This window comes from Photobacterium sp. 2_MG-2023 (assembly GCF_030547675.1).
Classification (GTDB): domain Bacteria; phylum Pseudomonadota; class Gammaproteobacteria; order Enterobacterales; family Vibrionaceae; genus Photobacterium; species Photobacterium arenosum.
Genome location: NZ_JAUOQQ010000031.1, coordinates 1 through 22,262 on the forward strand (window position 1 = coordinate 1; position 22,262 = coordinate 22,262).

Sequence of the window (22,262 nt, forward strand, 5' to 3'; positions counted from 1 at the left end):
AGTCTCCACTTCCCGAACAGGGTTGATCAATATGTGGATCTGTGACTTATGCTGACACAGAACTATGAACACCCTCGTTTAACATGACCAGGGCGACCAAATTGATACATCAACTGTTAGTTACGACCACAAATTGAGATCAACTTCCCATTTGTCGTTTGACACTCAAAAATTTTCGCCTGCCCATGCTGACATAAGCTCGCCGAGAGCGCATATATGCTGGAAAACAAATTACCAGCATTCCAATTTCTCCAAATCTAGATACTGAACCCACGCTGTTTGTTTGAGACGCGATTTTTTATGGTTAATAAAATTATCGTACAACAACATGATTTCTCGCGATATACAGATTGCAGGAAGATTACTTCAGACTAAAAATGGCGACTGGCATGCTGTTCCAGAAAATCACGTCCTTTTTCCAACACGTGAATCATGAATTCAGGTAGAGTCATTTCTCACTCTTACATCAATTGACTTTTTCATTATTTTTTATATCTATTATATAATCCTCTAACTCCTGAAAATTTTTCCTATAATCAATATTATGGCACTCAAAAAATGCATCTTCATCACCCTTATTTTCAATATTAACAACATTAATCAAAGCAGGTTCTTTATTCAAAAGTAATGTGTAATAATATCCATCACGAACTTTAACAAGTATTTCACCAGAACTGTCAAACTCCACGTACTCGGTCACTATGTTTCTAGATACAATAAATTTATCATCCTGAATAATTGAAATCGAACCATCTTTTATGGATACATCAACTACTCCACTATAACCATCATCCATTTCATATTCCGGATAAGTATCAAAATCTCCATGTATCATCTTACCTTGGTGTAAATCATTACAAACCAATTTATATTGAAAATCATTAATTACTTCTTCTGCCTTACAATTTATGGATAAAATAATAAGAGCTGACGTGAACATTCTATTAATTTTCATCCTGCAAACCCTGTCCATGCAAAAGCACCATCTCCATGATGTCCAACATGAAATTTTTGACTGTAATTTAACTTCTTCATTACTTTTTTGATCTTTTATTTATAAAAATCTCCAGAAATATCTTTACTTCTAGAAATTTTCATTGTTATCATTTTAATTATTAAAACAGTCTTGCTGATTTTATCACTATTACATAACATCAAAAAAGTCATATTTATCAAAAAATTCACTTCACTACCTCCATGTTATTAGACTTTATTTTTTATATACTTTATCAATTTTTCTGTTTCATCTTTTGTATTTGGGTTTTTGCACGTAAATATTTCTTCTTCATTCCCTTCATTTTCAAGATTGACATATTCAATATTTGACAATTCATTCATAAACGCAAAAGTGAAATATTTAGATGATGAAGCAATAACAGTAAATTGTTCACTATTAACTTCAACCGAATCGGATTTTATATCTATTAAAGATACAAGTAATCCTTGATGGTAAATTGTTATTTCATCATTTAGCAACTTGAAATCAATAATACCACTATATCCATCATCCATTTCGTATTCAGGATAAGACCCTATTTTACTATCGTAGATCATTCTCCCCTTCTGTAAATCATCACATGTAAATTCATAATTAAATGAATCAGAATTCACTTTTGCAGAGATATTAATTAAAAAGAACAATACTATAATATAAATAACTTTATGCATTCATTAACCACCCCTACCTTTCTCCGGATATTTTATCCCCAATATATACTTAAGATTTACTACTTACCAGTTGATTCACAATGAATAACTTCTTTATTCAAATCAATCTTACATTTTTGCTCATTCCAAGGAGCTACCACAAAAAACTCTAATACCACACCATCAAACTTTAGCATATATGGAAAAATTGTAGGATAATCAGACTCAAGGTTTAATTTACTTGGTAAAAGTTCGCAAAATCTTTTTTTAGTGCTTTTTGATTTATTGGCTACAATAATGCACGGGTCATCACTCTTAATATAAATTGCTCCCATAGACTCATCCTCAGGTAACTCTTTCCAAGTTTGATAGTATTCATAATTCTCAATATTTTCAGCATAAATGTATGTAGAGCTAAATAGTAATGCAAAAATGATTATTATTTTCATTTCAAATGCCTTCTTCTTCGTATAAATCTATTGTTATCAACTTTAAACTTAGTAACCCAAAAACTCTGATCATTCATAACAGTATAAAAGTCTGAACTAGCTCCACTTTTACTTTCTTGCAAATCCTTATAAATGGCTGGTACAACTTTTCCTCTTGAATTACCACGTTTATCATTACTTCCTGTGTAAACACCGACATATACTAAATCAATAATTACCTCTCTTACATTTTCAGGTAAATCATCCCAATCTAAATCATTCCCATTTATATAAGCGTTTCTAACATCATCTTTTGTTGTTAACCTTTTCGCATCATCTTCATAATAACCATAGATTCCCGTGAATATATAATATTGCATTTTTCTTGTTATTACTTGCTCACTTTCAGGTACTTTATTATTAAGTGTCAAGTAATATTCATAAGCTGAACCTTTAGTTTTACCCGCACCATCTAAGAGCCAATCATATAATTTTTTTGAGATTTTATTACAGCTTAAATGCGCGTCATCCAATATTTTCTTCACTTCAGACTTTGATCTTTTCCCTATATCAAGACCTCGTCCTATTGTAATACCTGAATCCCCGATCACCTCACCACTTTTGTTTGGCACATGTGGTTTTCGAGTAAAAAACACATTACCTGGGATATCATTACCTTCACTATCAAAAGTCAATTGACCATAGGGTACTTTCAACCACTTTTCATCCATTTCATCATCTAATAAAGAAGTGACACCCAGCGGCCAAAAATGCCACACCTCTGGCTTTAGTTCTAGTTTTTCAGGGTTGATGTCCTGCATCCAACTGGTGTTATCGATGCGCTCTTTTTCATGGATGGCAAAACTGTCGTATGACTGTACAAAATTTTTACGAAATTCCGACGACATATAACTTTCAGTTGAATCAAAATATCGGCTTAAACTCGCTTCTGCCAACTTTTGGCTCATTGCCAATACTTGATTAAACCAGTGCTCTTCAGCCTTGAAATACCACTCACTCGGGTGCTTGGCGATTACTTTTTCAAGTCTGTTAGTGGCGGCCTGATAGAAGGCAACCAGTTCGTTTTCTGAGATCTGACCGTCGTTATCTGTGTCGATTGCGCGGCGAATGTCGTTGAAGAAGGTGTTTGCCGGCTCCATGACGCCGGTACTGCTGCTGCCATCGATCACCTGAAAACCATGTTCTTCTTGTCCACCAGCCAGCGCTTTCAGGAAATATTCCGGCGGGCGATCGTTTGAGAACACTTCAAGATGAACGCGATATTCCTGATCAATATTGCCCTGGGCATTTTTCAGGTACTCGTACTTACCCAGATAACCCAGGTGTTCGCCGGCTTTAATGTTCATCGGTAGTTCAGGCACCTGGACGGTACCATCAGCGACGATGGGCAAATTATTTTCCGGGCCATTTTGGGTGTGCCATGGTGGCATTTGTTTGGTTAACGGCTCAGCCAAATTGTTCCAAAACTCCTCTGGATTGGTGCCTTCACCGTATTGCTTAATGGCCAGCCAGACCTCTTGATTCAGCTTCTGATCGGCTTCATTCTGAATCTTAACTTTATCCTTATTACCAACATACTGACCGACGCAAACCACCTTGACCTTAAGAAAGTCATATTCGGTATTTCTAATCTTGTCTTTGGTTACTGTTGCTCGTGAAGGATCAATAAGCTTCAGGATTGAATCTTTAGGCAGTAACACTTTCTTGTCAAAATCTGCACTTCCCGGCTCACTCCGAGAGTTCCAGTTCTTTTTCAAGCGGATATAGGATATCTGACTCGCACTCTCCGCCGCTGTGATTGAATCCTGGATTTCTTTCTGCGATTGCAAATGCATGTAGAGGGAATAGAAAGTATAACTTTCGTCTTCTTTATCCGGGTTCTGGAAGGTATGGCGCAGCAGGCAGAAGTTGTTGCTGTAACTGGATGTGGTCTCCTGATACTGTGTGGTCGGGTATTCTTCCGCCATGCGATAAGCCACCAGCTCACCGTCGGCCATGGCCTGAACTGGCTGGAAGTGCTGTGCCCAGAATGCAATGCGGTTATTGAAGTGAATGCCACCGTGCCAGCCACGGCCTTTGCTGATGATGTAACGGCCGCTGGTCTGCCCGTTCAGCAGCACCTTCAGCGCGGAAACATCGTTGAACTGGCTACCGTCGACCTGACAGATGGGAAATGCGGTTTTCATGCTCGTGTCACCTTAGTCTGAATACACATCGAGGAACGGAATCAGGCTTTCCTGTCCGGTGTTTGCTGTTGTGAAAACCACAGCAGTCACCTGGCCGACCGTGGAACTGTAACCGGAAACCTGGGTGTTTGTCACAATACTTTCTTCTGCGTTTTCAATTAGCTGCACCAACTTCTCACTTAACGAAGAAAAATATTGTGCCGTAATGTCCGGCAGAAGCCGCTTCAGGGTTTTCAAGCCGTCTTCATAGCGGGCAATCCCTTCTACTATCACGGTGCGGTGCTCGTATTCAGCCTGCAGTTTAATAAAGGCGAGATAATCGGCTATCACACCGACAAAATTGTCGATGTATTGACTGAACGACTGAGCGACAGCGTCCCAGTCCATATTGCGGATGTATTCGATACTGTTGCCTGTGCCGTGATAGCGCACACCACCCAGTAAAAAGGCCGGCGGCAGAAACTCGTCCGGTGTGAACAAGGCATCGAGAATATGACCCTGCGGATGGCACAGTGGCGCCAGGCTGTGAATCAGCGGTACGTAGTGATCGACTGTGTCTGCGTCGCGTTGAATCCAATCCAGTGCTGACACAAAGCATTCGCCAAACACTTTATGCTGATGTTCGGTGGCGAAATACGTGGCGCTGAACTGGCTTTCAAACCGCACCAGTGATTCGAAATCCGGATCAGAGAAGGTTTCCGACAGCAAAACGCCCCAGTCGTTGCGTACGCCACTGCGTTCCTGCCAGAACGGCACGCGATTGCCTGCCACGGCTGAGCAATAGCTGAATAAATCCGGGTACGGGTTTTCGACGCTATTTTCCGGCAGGTTATTGTAAGGCTGATACGGATCCTGAGATTCCTGAATATTGAAGAGACACAGGGTTTCTTCCAACCCGCTGACCACGGCCTGTCCGGAAGCATCCAGAGTGCCGCTGCCCAGCTCCGCCCCGCCTTCATCGGTAACCGTAAAAGGCGCATTTGCCAACGGAGCACCCGTTGGGTATCGGCAACTCAGGGTGACATCAAACGTTGCGGCTTCGTCTGGCGGTACCTCGACACTGGCTTGGGATACGCCAGACAGGCACATGGTATTGGCTTTGTTCATGGTCATCATGTCGGACAAGCGGGCAACCCCTTCGCCTTCGATTTTGACGGTTGCAGAGGCGGTGACAAAAGCGGCTTCTCCCTGAATTACACCAGAGACTATGCCCTTCTTGTCTCCGCCTTCATCGCCGGTACTGGTCGAGAATTTGCTGGGTTTGATCGCGATACTGTTGCCACCGTCCATGGTCACCGTTGTCGTTCCATCCACCAGATCGGCCGATTTGGCTTCATTGGAATAAGGAATCGGCACAACGGGTGGCCCGCACTGTGTCATACAAACATCCGGAATATCGGCGTTTGCTACGCCCTCCGAGCCTTGGTGGACAATACTCAACCCATCTGCACTTACTGTTACCGGCATTACCCGTCCTCATCTCATCAATAATTAGGCCATTTTATCAACAAGATAGGATTGCTTTCTCACTGGAATCTCAGTGAATAAGACGGATATGACTGTCGATTTAACGGTTTACCCCGAAGTGAGAAGCGGATTCCGTTTCTGTCCTGATGATTCGCGTTTGCTTTTATGACCTTGATTATCTGGTCTTATGATCTTTTCTTAGAGCGAAGACATGCCATGACACAACAGTATTATCCAGAACTGAACCGACTGAGACAGATTTTAATTCTGCAGTTATGGTAACTAAGTAGCGTGATTTTCTGAACGCATATGCAACAATGAGCTAATCTTTTATGTGAGTAACCTCTGTCGGGGAAGGCGAGGCCTATGTTGTTATGCCACCACTCTTTTTTAATCATTGACGATAGTCATATGGCTATTGCACTGACGCGCTCTATGCTGACTAATGCCGGTGTGCCCAACTCACACATTCAGGCCGCCACAGACAGCCTGAAAGCGCTTCGGTTACTGCGAACTAACCAGTTCGACGTGGTACTTTGTGATTACAACATGCAGCACCATATTGATGGCGGACTTATTTTTGAGGAAATCAAACATAATCATCTGTTATCACCCAGCAGCGTCTTTATCTGTGTGACCGGCGATAACAGCCAGAAAGTCGTGACCCATTTTCTGGAACTGGAACCCGATGATTATCTGATTAAGCCGTTTCGTTTTTCTGATTTCATTTCGAGAATCGAATACGTACTGGAGCGAAAAACGGTATTGAAGGTATTACTGACTGCTATTGATGAAAAACAGTACGAACAAGCCCTGCATCTCGCCTCGTCACTAACCCAGGACTTCCCCAAATATAAGGGCTACATCACACGCATACAGGGTGACTGTCTGTTGCGGTTACAACGCCATCAGGAAGCTGAAACCCTGTATTTAAAGGCCTGTACGGAAACACAACATATCTGGCCCATGATAGGGTTTGGTAATGCACTGCAAGGCTTGGGAAAACTCAAGCAGGCACAAGAGATTTTCCATAAAATACTGGCAAAACATCCGTACCACCCCAAAGCCCGCCAGGGGCTGGCTAACTGTCTGATCAGACAAAACGAACTGCCGCAAGCCTTACAACATTTTCTGATGCTTCATAAAATCAATCCAGCTAACCCGATCCGGGAACTTATCATTGCCAACTTATATGCCCACCAGCAGAACCATAATAAAGCCGCAACCGGCTATCAGCGTTTCATCCGCAAAGTCGCAGATACCAGCCAGTACAGTTATGGCGTGGAAGTGAACGCCGCCATCTCACTGCTATTGGCCAGCATCTATTCCCGTGATGCCAAACACACAACACAACTGATTGATGAAGCCCGTAGTGCGCTTGTTCAGCTAAATCAGAAAGCAGTGAAAGAAGATAAACGGCTCGAAAATCACCCCAGCTTTCTGGTTGGTCTGGCGATACTCGCCTGCATGCGCGGGGAGATTCAAAATTGCTACAGCATCGCAAGTCAAATTGACATGGATAGCGTAGAGACAGATGACTTTTACACCGCGTTGAATCTGGCACGTATGTATGGATTTTGTGGTATGCCGGACATGTATGAAGCGGCAATGGTCAAAGCGCGGAAAATTTGCGGTCAGACAGAAGATGAAGGACTGATGCTCAGTCAGATTGAGCTGCTGAACGGCTTTCAGGATGAAATTTACCAACGGCTGAGATTGGGGGGCGCACTGGTTAAGAAGGCACAGTCATACCGGCAACAAAACCTTGCCAATCAAGCGCTAAAACACGCTTATCGTGCTTTTTTCATCGTACCGTTTCACCATGAGCTGTGTTTTTTAATACTGGAACTCACCGCACTGGCTACCCCTGTCGGGCTACAGCATGATGAGGTCAATGAGATTCTGAAATCCTGCTACTGGCTTTACTGCCATGATAAGCGCCCTACTGAACAACAGAAACGGCGCGCGCTGGATCTGTACCGGTTAGCGGCCATGCGAGTGGCGTAATGCTCATTAGATCAAGGTGCGATCTCCCACATCAGCCACTAGGGATCCAGGTTAAATACATTATTGTCGAACAGCGAAGTGACGATTTCTGTGGCGGTTGAACTGATATCCAGATCCAAGCCGCCCAGGTCCAGGTTTTCCAGCACCACATTGTGCTCCCCACTCACCGTACTTACTGCCAGATTGATGCTGTCGCTGGTATCGATATTGGCATCAATGTTATCGAGCAGACGGGTTAAGTTATCAGCGCCGCCGTCCGGTAAAACATCCGACAAGGTCAGTACATCTTCACCGGGATTCAAATCTGTAAACACATCGGTATTGGCCGGCGTGGTGACAGACGAAGTATTGATTACAAAATTATCGGCACCTTCCCCGCCGGTTAAGATGTCATCACCGGGTCCGGCAATCAGGGTATCGTCACCGGCCAGTCCGTTCAGCGTGCTGCCCGAAGCTTCCGCTGCCAGCTGATCATCCGCTATGGTGGCAAAGCTGATATCAAGCAGCAGAGCGCCATTATTAAATAAAGTTTCCAGTTTTTCTCCGTCGGTTAATCCGGCCGGATCTTCGCCAAGCAAGCTGGCCTGACTGACACCTTCCAGCACTATGCTCTGCACAAGGACACCGCCGTCAAGAATATTGAGCAGCGTATTACTGCCACTGTCGGCCAGTTGAATTTGAGCAGTCAGATCATCAAAGGAACTGCTGCCGGAAGTATCCACCGCTTCGGTCAGATCCAGGCCGTCGATGCCGGCTTCGAAATCTTTCACCGTGTCCGTGGCTTCATTGCCGGCCGTGCCTAAATCAGCCGCAATCCACCTGAACAGATCACGAACCCCGTCACCGGTGCCACCTTCTTCACCGCCCCAGAGAATGTCATCACCTGCACCACCGACCAGAATATCCTGACCTAAGCCGCCAATCAGAATATCATCGCCATCCCCCCCCAGCAGCGTGTCCCCGCCATCCGCACTGATGACCAGATTCGGTGCGCCGCTGTCACCGGCCCCGATTTCCCCGCCGGTATTGGCCGGATCATCGACGCGGACTTCAATCGCGACCGGCGCTGATTCTGCCTGACTGCCGTCTACCTCTTCAGAAACCGCAACCACGGACAGATTGCTGATCCCTTCCGGCAAATTACTGACCAAGATATCACTGAGCTGTGCCGCAGTGACCGTCCAACTGCCATCGCCATTGTCTGTCCCGACCACAGCCCCGGTGCTGTCGACTAACTGACCCGTGCCGAGATTGCGAATCTGCACCGTCAGAGTTTCATTCGTATCTCCCGCGACGGCTTCAAGTCCCAGTAACGGTATGACCGCACCGAGCGCACCCCGCATCACTGCGGTCTGCGGGACAGACAGTGTCAGTGTCGGCGGTGTAGCCACCGGCGTCACCGTGACATTCACTGTGGTTGTGGCAGTTTTCGGGCCGTCAGTCCCAACGTTGCCCTGATCATTAACCGTCACTGTGACCGTATCTGCGCCATTGAAATCCGCATTTCCCTGATAATCCACACCCGCAGCCAGAATGGCATTGATCTCATCCAGGCTGCCTTCCAGCGTCACTGCGCCTGTCCCGTTATCGGTCACGATGACCGACGAACCACCGGGGACAGTCACGGTCAGCGTGCCCTGATCCGCGCTCAGCGTGGCGGTCATCACGCCGGTTGATCCGGCTTCGCCGAAATCAACATCAGTGACGGATAAACCGCTGAGAGTCAGTACCTCCTCTTCCGCCACGGTCTGATCGGGCAATGCTGGCAATTCAGGTGCATCATTGATGGCCTGCACTTGAATGGTCACCGTGTCACTGTCTTCCAGCGGGCCGCCAGCGCCCGTGTTGCCCTGATCATTGGACGTCATCGTCAGCGTGACATCGCCATTGAAATTCAGGTCCGGCGTAAAATTCAAACCACTGCCAAGCAGTGTGTTGATGTCTGTAACAGAGCCTTCCAGCACTAAGGTGTCTGTCCCGTCACCGGTGATCGTCAGCGCGCCCGTATTGCTGCCGCCCGGCACAGCAAGCACGCCGTCGCTGACGCTCAGTGTCACCGTCATGGTACCCTCGGACGTTTCATCCACGTCCACATCCGTGACCTGCAGTGCCGTGATCAGCAGTGTGTTATCTTCATCCACCACCAGCGGATCCGACGGTACTTCATTCACCGGGGCATCATTCACCGGATCGATATCCACCGTGATTGTGGTGAACACGGCCTTGTCGTCGGTGGCCACATCGGTTTGATCCACGGCGCGGATTTCAAGGTTCAGTTCGCCATTCCAGTTCTCTCGGTTGGCATCGCCCGGCACAAAGACCAAACGGTCCAGATCAGCACTATCGACCGTGACCAGCCAGGTGCCGTTGCCGTTGTCAGTCACCGTTCCGCTGGCACCGTCTGGCAGCGCAATACTGCTGGATTCCGGTACATTCGACACCAGAACCTGCAGCGTTTCCGGCGGATTTTCAGTCACATTTGCCGCCCCGTTCGTATTACTGGGCGCGTCATCGAACGCTTCAATATTCAGGATCAGATCGATGTTCTGATCTTCCGTGCCGCTGGCCGTCGGCGTGACATCGGTATCGACCCGATCTGCCACCGGATCGACCTGCAGTGTGAAGGTCGCAGTCTGTTCAGACGGCGTCGACAAACTTTCCTCCTGAGTGAAGACCGTCACCCCAATTTCTGCGTTTCCGCTGAAATCCATCGGCGGTGTGATTGTGACACTGCTCAGATCAAAGCTCGTACTGCCCGGTGGCACAGCAATGGTCCATTCACCGCCGCCATTGTTGGCCGCACCGCTGACCACAAACCCTTCCGGCACGTTGGTCAATTTGACAGAGAGAATTTGCTCGGAACCATCAATGTCGACGACTGAGCCCCCCAAGCCCGACAGACTGATGGCCGTGTCTTCATCGCCGACCAGCGGCACATCGGTGCCGACAAAATCGACCGAATCATTCACAGCGACCACCTCAAAGGTCACCGTATTACTGAAGGTTGCAGTATCACTTTCTGTCGCCGGTCCGGTGGTAATGTCATAACTCGCGGTATCTGTCACTTCAACCGACAGCGACAACGACACAGTGCCGCTGAAATCCTGCGCGGGCTGGAAGACAATGCTGTCCAGCTGGCTCAGATCCGTAATCGTCAGTGAGCTGACCGGATTCCCATTGCTGTCGAGCAATGTCCCGGTTGCCGGATCGGTGACAGTCACCACAACCTGAGTGATGGTTTCCAGCCCTTCCGCCTGTGTGGTACTGATATCGCCGACAGAGCCCGACACATCCAGAATGATTTGCCCGTCTTCATAGGCCGTGCCAGTCTGGATGACTTCGGCTTCGCCGCTGTCCGACACAGGTTGCAGATCCGCATCCAGCCCCTGCGTTTCCACCACGCTTAATGTGAAGTCCGGCTGATCCACCACAGGTGAAATACGGATGGGAATCTCATCAAGCTGCTGATCGGTATCGCCGCTGACCGTGTCTGTATTCACATACTGGACACTGATCGTAAAGTCCCCGGCAAAATCCTGCGGCAGATTCAGGCTCACGCCGCTTAAATCAATGGTGCCGTCCGGATTCACCGTCGTTTTGATCACATACTGATTGGTCACAAAGTTAAAATCAGTGCCGGAAATCGTCACGCCCGGTGGCAAGCTGCCTGCATCAATCACCAGCGATAATTCATCATCACCCTGATCACCTGCAGTGCTGTTCAGGCTGACGATCTGATTCAGAAAGCTGCCAAGATCGACCTGCGTGTCTTCCGTCCCTGTGACTTCAATCGTCTCGTCAATCTGAATCTCAGCAGCGACCTGATCCTCCGCGCCACGGGTGAAAGTCACCTGCACCGTATCGGTAAATTCCACCAGCGCGCTGACGTCGCCATCATCACTGAGATCCTGCACCCGGCCTGCCACTTCTACCGTAGCTGTGCCGTTAAATCCCGGTGGCGGGATCACGACAATCTGATCCAGATTGCCATCCGGCACATACCAGCTGCCATCTCCGTTGTTAATCGCGCCTTCGACCACAAAACCGGTCAGCAGATTACCGCCCGCATCGCGGAAGGTCAGAACCACATCGGTCACGACTTCATCACTGCTCGGATCCAGATCCAGGAAGTGAATCGAACCCTCCGAGCCGCCGCCCCCAGTCAGATCCAGACGGTCGCCCACCACCAGCGTATCGGTAAAAATGGGATCGCCATTGGTGTCTGTCCCGGTTTGAATGCCAATGACGCCATCCGGCTCGACCACAGCCGTGATATTCAGCGTGACCGTGCCAGCCACTTCTTTGGTTGCCACAGCCGGTGAATCCACATCGTTCTCTTGCACCATCACCAGGGTATTGATTGTGACATCCAGATCCGAATCTTCCGGCGCAATCAGCTGAAGCTGTGCCCCACCCTCCAGTAACGCAAATTCCGCCGCAGTCAGGGTGACAGAGCCGGAAGCATCCACCGTCAGGGCAGTGATAGTTCCGCCATTGTTAATTTGCAGGCTGTAGCCCGGATCGGTCGGTATATTCTGAAGCGTCAGCCCTGTGGCAAACTCTTTACTGTCGCTGAACGGTGGCTGCCAGTTGATGGTCACCGGTTGATCTTCCAGTCCCTGACTGGTCTGGGTGTAATCCCCGGCATCAATGACCGGCTCGATGTGAATCACAATCTGGCTTTCCTGTTCCAGTTGATCCCCATCGTTTTCTGTCACCACCACTTTGGCGTTCAGCACAATATCTTCGGTGCTGTGCAGAGGCGGCCTGACCGTAATCGTTCCGGCATCCAGCTTCACTTCATATTTCGGGGTGCCTGTGGCCGGGTCAATCCCGGCATAAACAATCGACTGAGGATTCCCATCGGCATCAAAGAACTGTGTGCCTTCCGGGATATTGCTGATCACCAGCGAGAGGGTTTCCGACGTATCCGTTGGCGCTAATACCAGCTCTCCGGAAATCACACTGAAATCAAGCACCGCTTCTTCGTCTTCATTGATCGTAGTTTCCACCCCCGGCAATCCACCGTCCGGCAGCTCGGTCCAACTGGTCCCGCCAATGTCAAAGTTCGGCGAATCAGCGACACCCGTCAGATCCACCTCGATGGTTTTCGCCGGAATCACCCGCTCATCGGTCGCCGTGGTGGTGGTGCCGTCTGCCAGAGTAATGTCTACTTCATCACGGACAACGCCTTCCACGGTGAACGAAAAATCGACATTGCTTTCAGGCACCGGTTGCAACTCAATCTCGCCGATGTCGGTATACGCAAATTCATAGACACCATTGGCATCCGGGGTGAGTGGTGTGCCGTTTTGCAGCAGTACGGCGCCATCGGGCAGGTCGGAAATCCGGACGAACAGGGTTTCGACACCAAAATCATCGGCGGTGTCATCCAGCTCGGTCAGGGTGATATGGTCACTGAGCGGAATGGGTTCATCTTCCAACCCTTCAACGCGTGTGACTTTGAGCTGTGCATCGTCCGCCACCGGCAGCACATTGATCACCACTTCCTGCACCACAGACTGGGCAGTTTCCGAACCAGCCAGAGGGTTCAGTGTTTCTGTACTCTGCGCGATCAATTCAAGGCGAATATCACCACTGAAGTTATCCGCCGGGTCGACAGCCAAGGTATTGATCTGACTGACAGGCACCAAGAAAGACCCGTCGCCTTGATCAATCAGCCCTTCACCGACTATCTGTCCCTCGCCTTCGACAATGCGCACAATGTATACCAGCTCTTCGGAGCCGTCGGTATCTTGCAGCAAGGCGTTGAATGACGGGCCGATATTGATGTTATCGCCATCTTCCTGCCCGTTGCCGTAGTGAACCTGTGCCGCGCCGTCCCAGACAGGCACATCAGCAATGCCCTGCACATCGACGGACAAGGTGCCGGTCAGTTGAGCAGGCGGCGTACCTTGTGTGACGTCAATCTGGGCGGTCACGGTGAAATCCAGCAAGAAGCCCGGCTCGGCAGCCGTCGAATAATCGGGCTCTGGTACAAAGGTCACCCCTTGCAGTTCAAACACACCGTCGCCGTCGGGATCAGTAAACGCGCTGGCAGGAATTTGGACCTGGCCGCCGCTCGGGGTGATCAGCACACCGTTAAAATAAAAATCCCCGTGCGGGTCAGCCGGCAGAACAATAAAAACATCACCTATGGTTTCGCCTCTGTCCTGATCGCCCAGGTCGATCGACATGGTGACAGGAATCCCCAGCGCAGGATCGGCCAGACTCTCGTCCGGGTCCGGATTGCGTCCCTGCTCTTCCACGCCCTGCGCAGGACCCACAATGAGCACCGGATTGTCATCAGTGATAGTCAAATTGATCAGGCTGGTGTCCAGATCGTTATCGCCATCGAGCACTTCGAACGTCAGCGTGCTGGTCAGGGCCGCATCGGCATGATCAATGTCAGGCTCTGACACGAAAAACGCGTCACCTTCCGGGTGGACGAATAACTGACCAATCAACTGGCCGCTTTCAAATATATCTACCGCGACAAACCCGCTGGCATCCGGCGCCCCGCTCGCTAAATCGGTCCGGTTACCGTCTGCGTCAATAATGGCCGTCACTTGGGCATCATCGGCCCCTTCCTGGCTGACCGCCAGCAGATCCAGCGTGCTGCTTTTCTGGCCTTCCACTAAGGTATCGAAAGTCACATCAGTCGTTACCGGCAGGTCATCATTCACGGTGACCGACAGGGTGATCGCACCGCTGGGATCATCATCCTGATCAACAGCTGTGACGGTGAAATCCAGCTGCAGGCTGGTATCGTCATCCGGTTGCTGGTGATCAAGCGCCCCGGTCAGCGTAAAGCTGTAACTGGCTGTCACCACATCAAAATCCAGAATGAACACTGTGACGCCATTGGCCTGCCCCAGATAAGTGTCTGTCCCGGCGTCATACACCAGAGTCACAGGATTGCCGCCTGAGGTCAGTCCGGTATTGGCGGCGTTAAAGGCATCGACATCCACGATAAATTCCGCCACTTGATCAGAGCCGGAATCCAGCGTGATCTGGCCGGTAGCAGACTCGCCGTCACCGCCGGGATTGGTGCCCGGATGGACGCCATTGCCGCCATCCAGATCGGCTTCTGTCACGCTCACCGCTTCAATGGCAGTGAGTACAGGATCATCACCGTCTTGAATCGTCACATTGACCGGCACCAGATTATCGAGAAAATCACCATCGCTATCCTGCACCTGAACCGGCAATTGGAATTGAATCTGATCATTTTGCGACACCACCAGGCCTGAGGTGTCTGTCCCGTTATGATCCAAGGGGGCAAGCTGCTCAACCACCAGTGTGATATCAAGCCCTGCGCCATCGGCGTTCTGGGTGGCGACCAGCGTCGCGGTCAGCACGGTTGCACCACCAGCGGTCAGGCTCAGTACCTTGGTCGCATTATCCCAGTTTGCTGTCACCGGCAGGCCGCTTGCGGTGATTTCCGCCTCCAGCTCACTGATCAGCTGGGCCAGCGTGGCAGCATCAAGGGTGACTGTGGCCGGGTCGAGCCGGTCGACACCCGGATTGATCGTTAACTCTGTCTGTCCCGAGACCGGATAACCGTCGGCCGGATCGGCCGGGGTGAGATCGCCTTCAGTAAAGACAATGGTATTCACACCGGTAAAGCTGCCGTCGGCGTTGGTGCCATCGGCAATGGTGATTGTTATCGTGCCCGGTGCGCTGACATCACCATCTCTGTCCTGTGCCAGTACCGTCAGGGACAGATTATTGTTATCCGGCGCATCAAACTGATCGAGCGGCTGGGTCTGGTTCACCACATAGTTGCCGTCTGTGTCTAGGGTGATTGTCAGCACAGTGACTGAGGGATCATCGGTGCGGGTCACTGTGATCGTATCGCCGCTGACCAGATAATCAGTGTCGAAGCCATTGCTGGTCAGGTTGTCCAGCGCGGCCTGCGTCGCATCAAAGAACACAGCAACAATATCGTCACTGCCGGTATCCACCGCTATGCTGCCGTTACCGGTTGCCACTCCGTCATCGCCTTCATTGAGGCTGGCACCGGAATCGCTGCCAAATGCCGGCAGATCACCGTCGATGATCGCAATCCGGGTCACATCCGGGGTTATCAGTAAATCACCGTCACTGTCGGCGATCTGCAAGGGCACATCAATGCGAATGTCGCTGCCATTGGCCAGTACGATGTCGCCGTTGAAATCGACATGCTCTAACGGGCGGAACTGCTCCACACTGGCGGCCACATCCACGTCGCTGCCATTCTGGGTGGCCGTGAATGTCACGGTTAATACAGGATCATTGCCGCCCGTTGTCACCAGGGTAATAGTGACAACGCCATCGACGGATTCATCGACAACTGCGGTTAACGCTTCACCGTTTGAGGTCAGAGCGGACAGCTCATTTTGCAGCGTGTCTGCCGCACCGGCTTCCAGCATCAGGGTGCTGGCGACCAGATCATCCGTCACGGCAGCAATTGCAAAGGTAGTGGCGTTATCAACCGGGTAGGCGTCTGCCGGAACCGTGGTGTCCAAATCGCCTTCGGTGATGCTGAGGGTTCGGTTGCCGCCTTCCGGATCCGGGCCGTCGGTAATATTAATGATCAGATTGCCCTGATTACTGCTGTCACCGTCCTGATCAACAGCGATAAGCGGCAGCACCAGCTCGGTGGCATCCCCTTCCTCCAGTTGCTCCAGCGGCAGATGCTGCACAACCGTGTATGTACCATCGGTATTCACAGTGACCGTCAGTACGGGAGTGCCGTCTGTGTCTGTCACCAATTCGATGACATTGCCTGTCACCGTATAACTGGTGTTCACACCGTTTGAGACCAGATCCTCCAGCGATGGCTGATTCTGTGCAAATTCAAGTGTGGCGATCGCATCGCTGCCAATGTCCAGCGGTATGCTGCCGTTGACCGTCTGTTCATCCAGGGTTTCAGTGAAGTTGGTGCCGCTGTCGGTCCCGAGTGAAGGCAGAACGCCATCGGTAATGGTGACCTGGGCATTGACAGGCTGCTGCAGTGAATCACCATCCACATCCGCAAGCTGTACCGGAATACTGACCACCAAATCCGTGCCATTGACCGATACCAGCCCGGTATTATTACCGGCTTGATGATGATCAAGCGGTAAATGCTGGGTGGTCGCAAAGCTGAGCGTCACATCCTGGCCGTTCGCAGCCTGTGCGGCGGTCAGGGTTATCGTCAGGGCAGGCGTACCGTCAGACAGCGCGCCGGTCAGCTCACCCGTTGCGGAGTCATAGCTGAACGTCAGCGCCTGTCCGCCTGATGTCAGCTCTGCTTCCAGTTCATCAATCAACCCCTGCAACTGAGCGGGGTCGATTTCAATCGTAGACGGGTCAAGCCTGTCCTCCCCTGCGATAACATCCGCCGTGGTTGAATTGGTGGCCGGGTAGCCGCTCGGTGACAGGTCGGGCTCGGCCAGCGCAAGGGCAATCGTTCCGCCACCGGCAGGATCATCGCCGTCGGTCACAGTGACAGTGATAATGCCGGTATTGGTATCGCCATCCTCATCTGTGATGATGAGGCTCAGCGGCAGATCCAGGCTGTTGCCGGTATCCTGATCCAGAGTGCCGATCAGCAGCGTATCGTAGCTGCCATCTTCTGCAACAGTGACTGTCAGTATGAGATTACCATCGGCATCACTCACTGTGATTTGATTGTCACTGACCGCAAAGCTGACTGACTGGCCATTGCTGCTGATACCGGATAATCCGGGCTGATCGGGCGCAAAATTCAGAGTCGCTATGGCATCTGAGCCGATATCCACACCAATGTTGCCACCGCTGTTCAGCACGCCGTTATCCATGGTTTCATTTACGGTGACGCCTGTATCTTCCAGCAGCGCGGGAATATCGCCATCGCTAATCGTCACCGTCGCGTTAACCGGTGTAATCAGGCTGTCGCCATCGACATCATCGGCCTGGACATTGAAATTTATGGCAATACTGTCGCCGCTGACAGACACGAAACCATCGCTGTTGCCTGCCAGATTATGGTTGAGCGGCAGGTTCTGAGTGACTGCCAGATTGAGCGACACATCATTGCTGCCTGTGACCTGAGTGGCTGTCAGCACAATACTGACAGCGACTGTGCCGTCAGCCAGTGCGCCCTGCAGCACCCCGGTGGCCGGATCATAGCTAAACGTCAGCGGCGATGTACCCGATGCCACTTCGGCATTGAGTTCATCCAGCAATGCCTGCACGTCGGCCGGATCGATTTGTACCGACTCCGGCACTAATCTGTCAGCGCCTGCGGTAATGACGATATCTTCACTGTGGCTTTCCGGATACTGGGTGGGATCAGAATCCGGCTCGGTGATAGCAACAGCGACACTCTCTCCGCCAGCGGCATCACCGCCGTCGGTAATATTGACAGTGATAGTGCCCGGCGTGGTATCTCCGTCATCATCGGCCAGCAGCACGTTCAGCGGTATCACCAGAGGATCAGAATCTGTCTGATCAAAAGTGCCTGTCAGGGTGACATCGTACGCACCGCTCTCGTCAATACTGACCGTCAGGATCACATTACCGCCAGCGTCGAGCACCTGCAGCGTATCATCATCTACCCGGTTAACCGTAACCGCTTCGCCATTACTCTGTATCCCCACCAGGCCCGGCTGAGTCGGTGAAAACGTCAGGCTGGCAACCGCATCGCTGCCGATATCAATGCCTATGCTGCCGGGCAAAGTGGCACCCTGATCATCAGTTTCGTTCACTGTGACTTGAGTATCATCGAGAAAGGCCGGCAGCTTACCGTCAATAATAGTCACGGTAGCAGCAACCGGTTGCGCCAGTGGGTCTCCATCCGCGTCGCTGGCCTGAACAGGCAAATTAATCAGAATCGTCCCGCCATTGACAGTGACAAAACCGTTGCTATTACCGTTCAGGTTATGATCAAGCGGCGCATTCTGAATCACATTCAGTGTCAGGCTGATATCATTGCTGCCCGCCACCTGTACGGCAGATGGCAGAATACTGAGAACGACAGTTCCATCTGCGAGTGTGCCTTCCAGCACCCCTGTCGTCACATTGACGGCAAAAGTCAAAGCTTGTCCGCCTGAGGTCAGCTCTGCATTCAGCTCTGTGACCAGCGCCGCAAGCTGAGCTGGATCGATCTCGACAGTTTCCGGTACTAACCTGTCTTCTCCTGCTGAGACGATCACGGTTGCAGTGCTTTCAGCGGGATAATTACTGGGCTCCAGCTCCGGTTCATTCACTGTCACCGCAATCACTTCACCGCCCGGAGGATCTTCGCCATCAGTGACAGTCACAGTGATCAGCCCCGTATCCTGATCACCGTCATTATCTGTGATGACGAGGTTCATCGGTATGTCCAGCGAATCGCCGGTCAGATGATCTAACGTGCCAGTCAGTATCACACTGTACTGACCATCAGGTGTGATCGTGACCGTCATGATCACTGTGCCATTATCATCCTCCAGCGTGATCTGATCGCCATTCGGGACCAGAGTCAGCGGATTGCCGTTACTGGTGAGCGTCAGATCCGGCTGGGTATCGTCAAACACCAGTGATGCAATACCGTCGCTGCCGATATCCAGGCCAATGGATCCTGTCAATGTCTGGCCGTTATCAGCCGTTTCATTGGCAGTTACCCCGGTATCCACCAGAAACTCAGGTAAATCACCGTCATTGATCACTACAGTGATCTCTGCTGGTGTCGCTAAACTATCACCGTCGGTATCTTCGGCATTCAGCGGCAAGGTTAATGCAATCGTCTCACCGTTAGTGGTGATATATGGCGAGATCACTGCGCTGTCGAGATGATCTAACGGCACATGCTGGGTTACTGTGATGCTGACCGCCAGATCTTTACTGCCGGACTGAGCCACGGTAAAACTGATTGCTAACGCCAGTGAATTGTCTGGCAACCTGCCTTCCAGCACACCTGTTGTTGGATTGACCAAGAAAGTGATGGTCTGCGCATCCGAGGTCAGTACCGCGCCCAGGTCATCAAGAATGGCTTGTAACTGCGCCGGATCCAGCGCCAGCGAATCGGGCACTAAGCGGTCGGCGCCAGCCAATATCACAATGTCATCGGTGCCGGTCTGCGGATAGTTATCCGGCTCAGAATCAGGTTCAGTGAAGGTAATGCTGCCTGTTTCTCCGCCTGCCGCGTTGTCACCATCCTGAATCGTCAGGGTGATCTGCCCCTGCGCTGTATCGCCGTCGTCGTCCGTTGCCAGTACCGCCACAGGCAATATGATCTGGTCATCGGCGCTCAGCTCATCGAACGAATCGGTGATGATCACTTCATAACTGCCGTCAATGCTGATGGTCGCGGTCAGAATGACACTGCCGGAGGCATCGGATATCTGCAGCTGATTGTCACTCACGTTGTAGCTAACCGGATTGCCGTTACTGGACAGGGCGCCAATCGCATCAGCCAGTGCCTGGTTATCGATGATAGTAACGGAGGCTACATCATCGCTGCCGATATCCAATACGATCTGGCCTGCGACGGCAATGCCGTCATCCGTTGTTTCATTGACGATAGCACCACTGTCATCACCAAAAGCGGGAAACACACCGTCTGTCATTGTGCTGGTGACCAGCACAGGATCATCCAGAAAATCACCGTCTGTGTCCTGCGCCTGCACCGGAACAGTGATCACTATAGTATCGCCGGATACTGCAACCAGCCCTTCGCTGTTCCCGCTCTGATTATGATTTAAGGGGAGATGTTGTGTCAGCGTGGCACTCACCGTCATATCCAGGCCATTGGCCGCCTGAGCAGGCGTCAGCACAATATCGACGGCCAGCGTGCCGTCCGGTAAGCGTCCTTCGATTGTATTCGTCTGTGGAAGGTAAGTGAATGTCAGGGGTTGATCGCCAGATTGTACTTCTGAGGATAACTCAGCCAGTAATGCAGCGCTCTGCGTAGTATCAACGGCCAATGTTGCAGGGTCGAGTCTGTCGACACCCGCTGTCACTGTGACTGAATTTGTGTTTGCTACCGGAAAGCCGCTTGGCGACAGATCCGGTTCAGTGACAGCTAAATCAATCGTTTCTCCGCCCGGTGCATTGCTACCGTCAGTAATGATCAACACCACTGTGCCAGGCGTGGTGTCTCCATCAAAGTCGATGGCTGTCACCCCCAGATTAAAGACGGTTTCATCTGAGATCAGCTCATCAATAGGCTGGAACAGTGTGAAAGCATAGGCACCATCCAGTGTAATACTGACGGCGAGGACAGTATTGCCTTGAGCATCCACCAACGTTAACTGGTTACCATCGACGCTCAGCGTCGTTGGCAAACCGTTGCTGGTCAGCCCGTTCAGCGCCGGTTGATCCGCATTAAACACCAGGGCTTCAATAGCATCACTGCCGATATCCAGTGGTACGTTGCCCATCTGCACCACGCCCATATCTGCCGATTCATCCAGACGTGTACCTGGGTCTGCGCCAAAGGCAGGATCCGTACCGTCCACAACAGTGACTGTCACGCTGACAGGAGTATCTAAGGCATTACCGGCGACATCAGCACCCTGCACATCTGCCAGAATCGTCAGAACATCATCAGCGATAGCAACCCTGCCGCCAGCACCGCTGTCGAGGTGATCAACCGGACCACTCAACACAGTCGTTAACGTCACAACCACATCCCGGCCACTCGATTCAGCCACCAGAGAAACAGTGATAACAGTTTGCCCCTGACTTTCCCCGACAATGGCATTCTGGCCAGCGTCAAAACGGAAAATGACGGGCTGACCGCCAGATGTCACTTCGCTGTTGAGTTCATTCAGTAAAGCATTCAGAGTGCTAGCGTCAAAAGTAAAACTGGTGGGATCGAGCGGTAGTGTACCGGCTTCTATCAGCACAACTGACGTTGTTTGGCTGGGATAGGTGTCCGGCGCTAAATCGCCTTCCGTCACAGACAGTGAAACAGATTCCCCGCCACCTGCGGCGTAGATGACATCCGTATCTTCGTCTGACTCAGGAAACACAAATTCATAATCTGTATCAAAGCCCGCTTCGGTAAGTATGCTGTCGCCATCATAATCAACAACCACGAAACCACTGTTGGCGGCCTCACCACTGGAACCTGCAGCAGCAGCTTCAAACACTTCCGTTGGATCTTCCCCGGCCAGGATCAATGCCTGGAGCTGTTCGATATCCAGCCCAACCGGCGGTGCTTGATCGCTGTCAGGCTGTTCAAACTGAACATCATCGGCAAGATCCGACACCCAGACTCCGGCGCCATCCAGCAAAACACAGGTCGGACAGGGACGATCGACCAACACAGGCTCACCGTTTTGCATCATGACATAACGGGCATAGCCGTTCGCGACCACCAGCTCATCGGGCTGAACCTGGTAGGCGAAGTCGACCGGTTTCACCGAGCCATCGGGCTTGATAACAAACACCACTCCGTTTTCAACGGTCAGGGTTGCCAGACCATTTGAGACAGACTCTGCCATAACGCCTCGCTGACACAGGGAAGCAATAACCTTGTCGTGAGCAACGATGTCTTGCCATTCGCTGACTC

General features: G+C 50.9%; 7 protein-coding genes. 1 reads left to right on the top strand and 6 read right to left on the bottom strand.

Annotated elements, in window-relative coordinates; genetic code table 11:
* Positions 1–466: 466 nt before the first annotated feature.
* The 5 genes from Q4491_RS19340 to Q4491_RS19360 form a co-directional block, all read right to left on the bottom strand.
* Positions 467–955 (bottom strand): hypothetical protein, encoded by a 489-nt coding sequence (locus Q4491_RS19340; protein WP_303460032.1) that lies wholly within the window; start codon positions 953–955, stop codon positions 467–469.
* A 248-nt stretch (positions 956–1,203) separates the two neighbouring features.
* Positions 1,204–1,668, bottom strand: coding sequence for a hypothetical protein (locus Q4491_RS19345; RefSeq protein WP_303460035.1), 465 nt, complete (start codon positions 1,666–1,668; stop codon positions 1,204–1,206).
* Between the two features lie 59 nt (positions 1,669–1,727).
* The gene (locus tag Q4491_RS19350) at positions 1,728–2,096 is read right to left on the bottom strand and encodes a hypothetical protein (RefSeq protein WP_303460037.1); all 369 of its coding nucleotides are present in this window, start codon (positions 2,094–2,096) and stop codon (positions 1,728–1,730) included.
* Positions 2,093–4,282: a pesticin C-terminus-like muramidase gene (locus Q4491_RS19355; protein ID WP_303460040.1), complete on the bottom strand. Its 2,190-nt coding sequence runs from the start codon at positions 4,280–4,282 to the stop codon at positions 2,093–2,095. The genes Q4491_RS19350 and Q4491_RS19355 overlap by 4 nt, the downstream gene beginning before the upstream one ends.
* A gap of 12 nt (positions 4,283–4,294) precedes the next feature.
* Complete coding sequence (locus Q4491_RS19360) at positions 4,295–5,749, bottom strand: DUF4150 domain-containing protein (protein ID WP_303460043.1); 1,455 nt, start codon at positions 5,747–5,749, stop codon at positions 4,295–4,297.
* A gap of 366 nt (positions 5,750–6,115) precedes the next feature.
* Here Q4491_RS19360 and Q4491_RS19365 point away from each other — a divergent pair, with 366 nt between their 5' ends.
* Positions 6,116–7,756, top strand: a complete 1,641-nt coding sequence (locus Q4491_RS19365) for a tetratricopeptide repeat-containing response regulator (RefSeq protein ID WP_303460046.1) — start codon at positions 6,116–6,118, stop codon at positions 7,754–7,756.
* A gap of 38 nt (positions 7,757–7,794) precedes the next feature.
* Here the strand turns inward: Q4491_RS19365 and Q4491_RS19370 are convergent, their stop codons facing one another.
* Positions 7,795–22,194, bottom strand: a complete 14,400-nt coding sequence (locus Q4491_RS19370) for a retention module-containing protein (RefSeq protein ID WP_303460049.1) — start codon at positions 22,192–22,194, stop codon at positions 7,795–7,797.
* Positions 22,195–22,262: the final 68 nt, after the last annotated feature.

Bases quoted from the DNA above. Each gene is read 5' to 3' on its own strand.
- Q4491_RS19360 (WP_303460043.1), bottom strand. From the start codon at position 5,749: ATGCCGGTAACAGTAAGTGCAGATGGGTTGAGTATTGTCCACCAAGGC.
- Q4491_RS19365 (WP_303460046.1), top strand. From the start codon at position 6,116: ATGTTGTTATGCCACCACTCTTTTTTAATCATTGACGATAGTCATATG.
- Q4491_RS19355 (WP_303460040.1), bottom strand. From the start codon at position 4,282: ATGAAAACCGCATTTCCCATCTGTCAGGTCGACGGTAGCCAGTTCAAC.
- Q4491_RS19340 (WP_303460032.1), bottom strand. From the start codon at position 955: ATGAAAATTAATAGAATGTTCACGTCAGCTCTTATTATTTTATCCATA.
- Q4491_RS19345 (WP_303460035.1), bottom strand. From the start codon at position 1,668: ATGCATAAAGTTATTTATATTATAGTATTGTTCTTTTTAATTAATATC.
- Q4491_RS19370 (WP_303460049.1), bottom strand. From the start codon at position 22,194: ATGGCAGAGTCTGTCTCAAATGGTCTGGCAACCCTGACCGTTGAAAAC.
- Q4491_RS19350 (WP_303460037.1), bottom strand. From the start codon at position 2,096: ATGAAAATAATAATCATTTTTGCATTACTATTTAGCTCTACATACATT.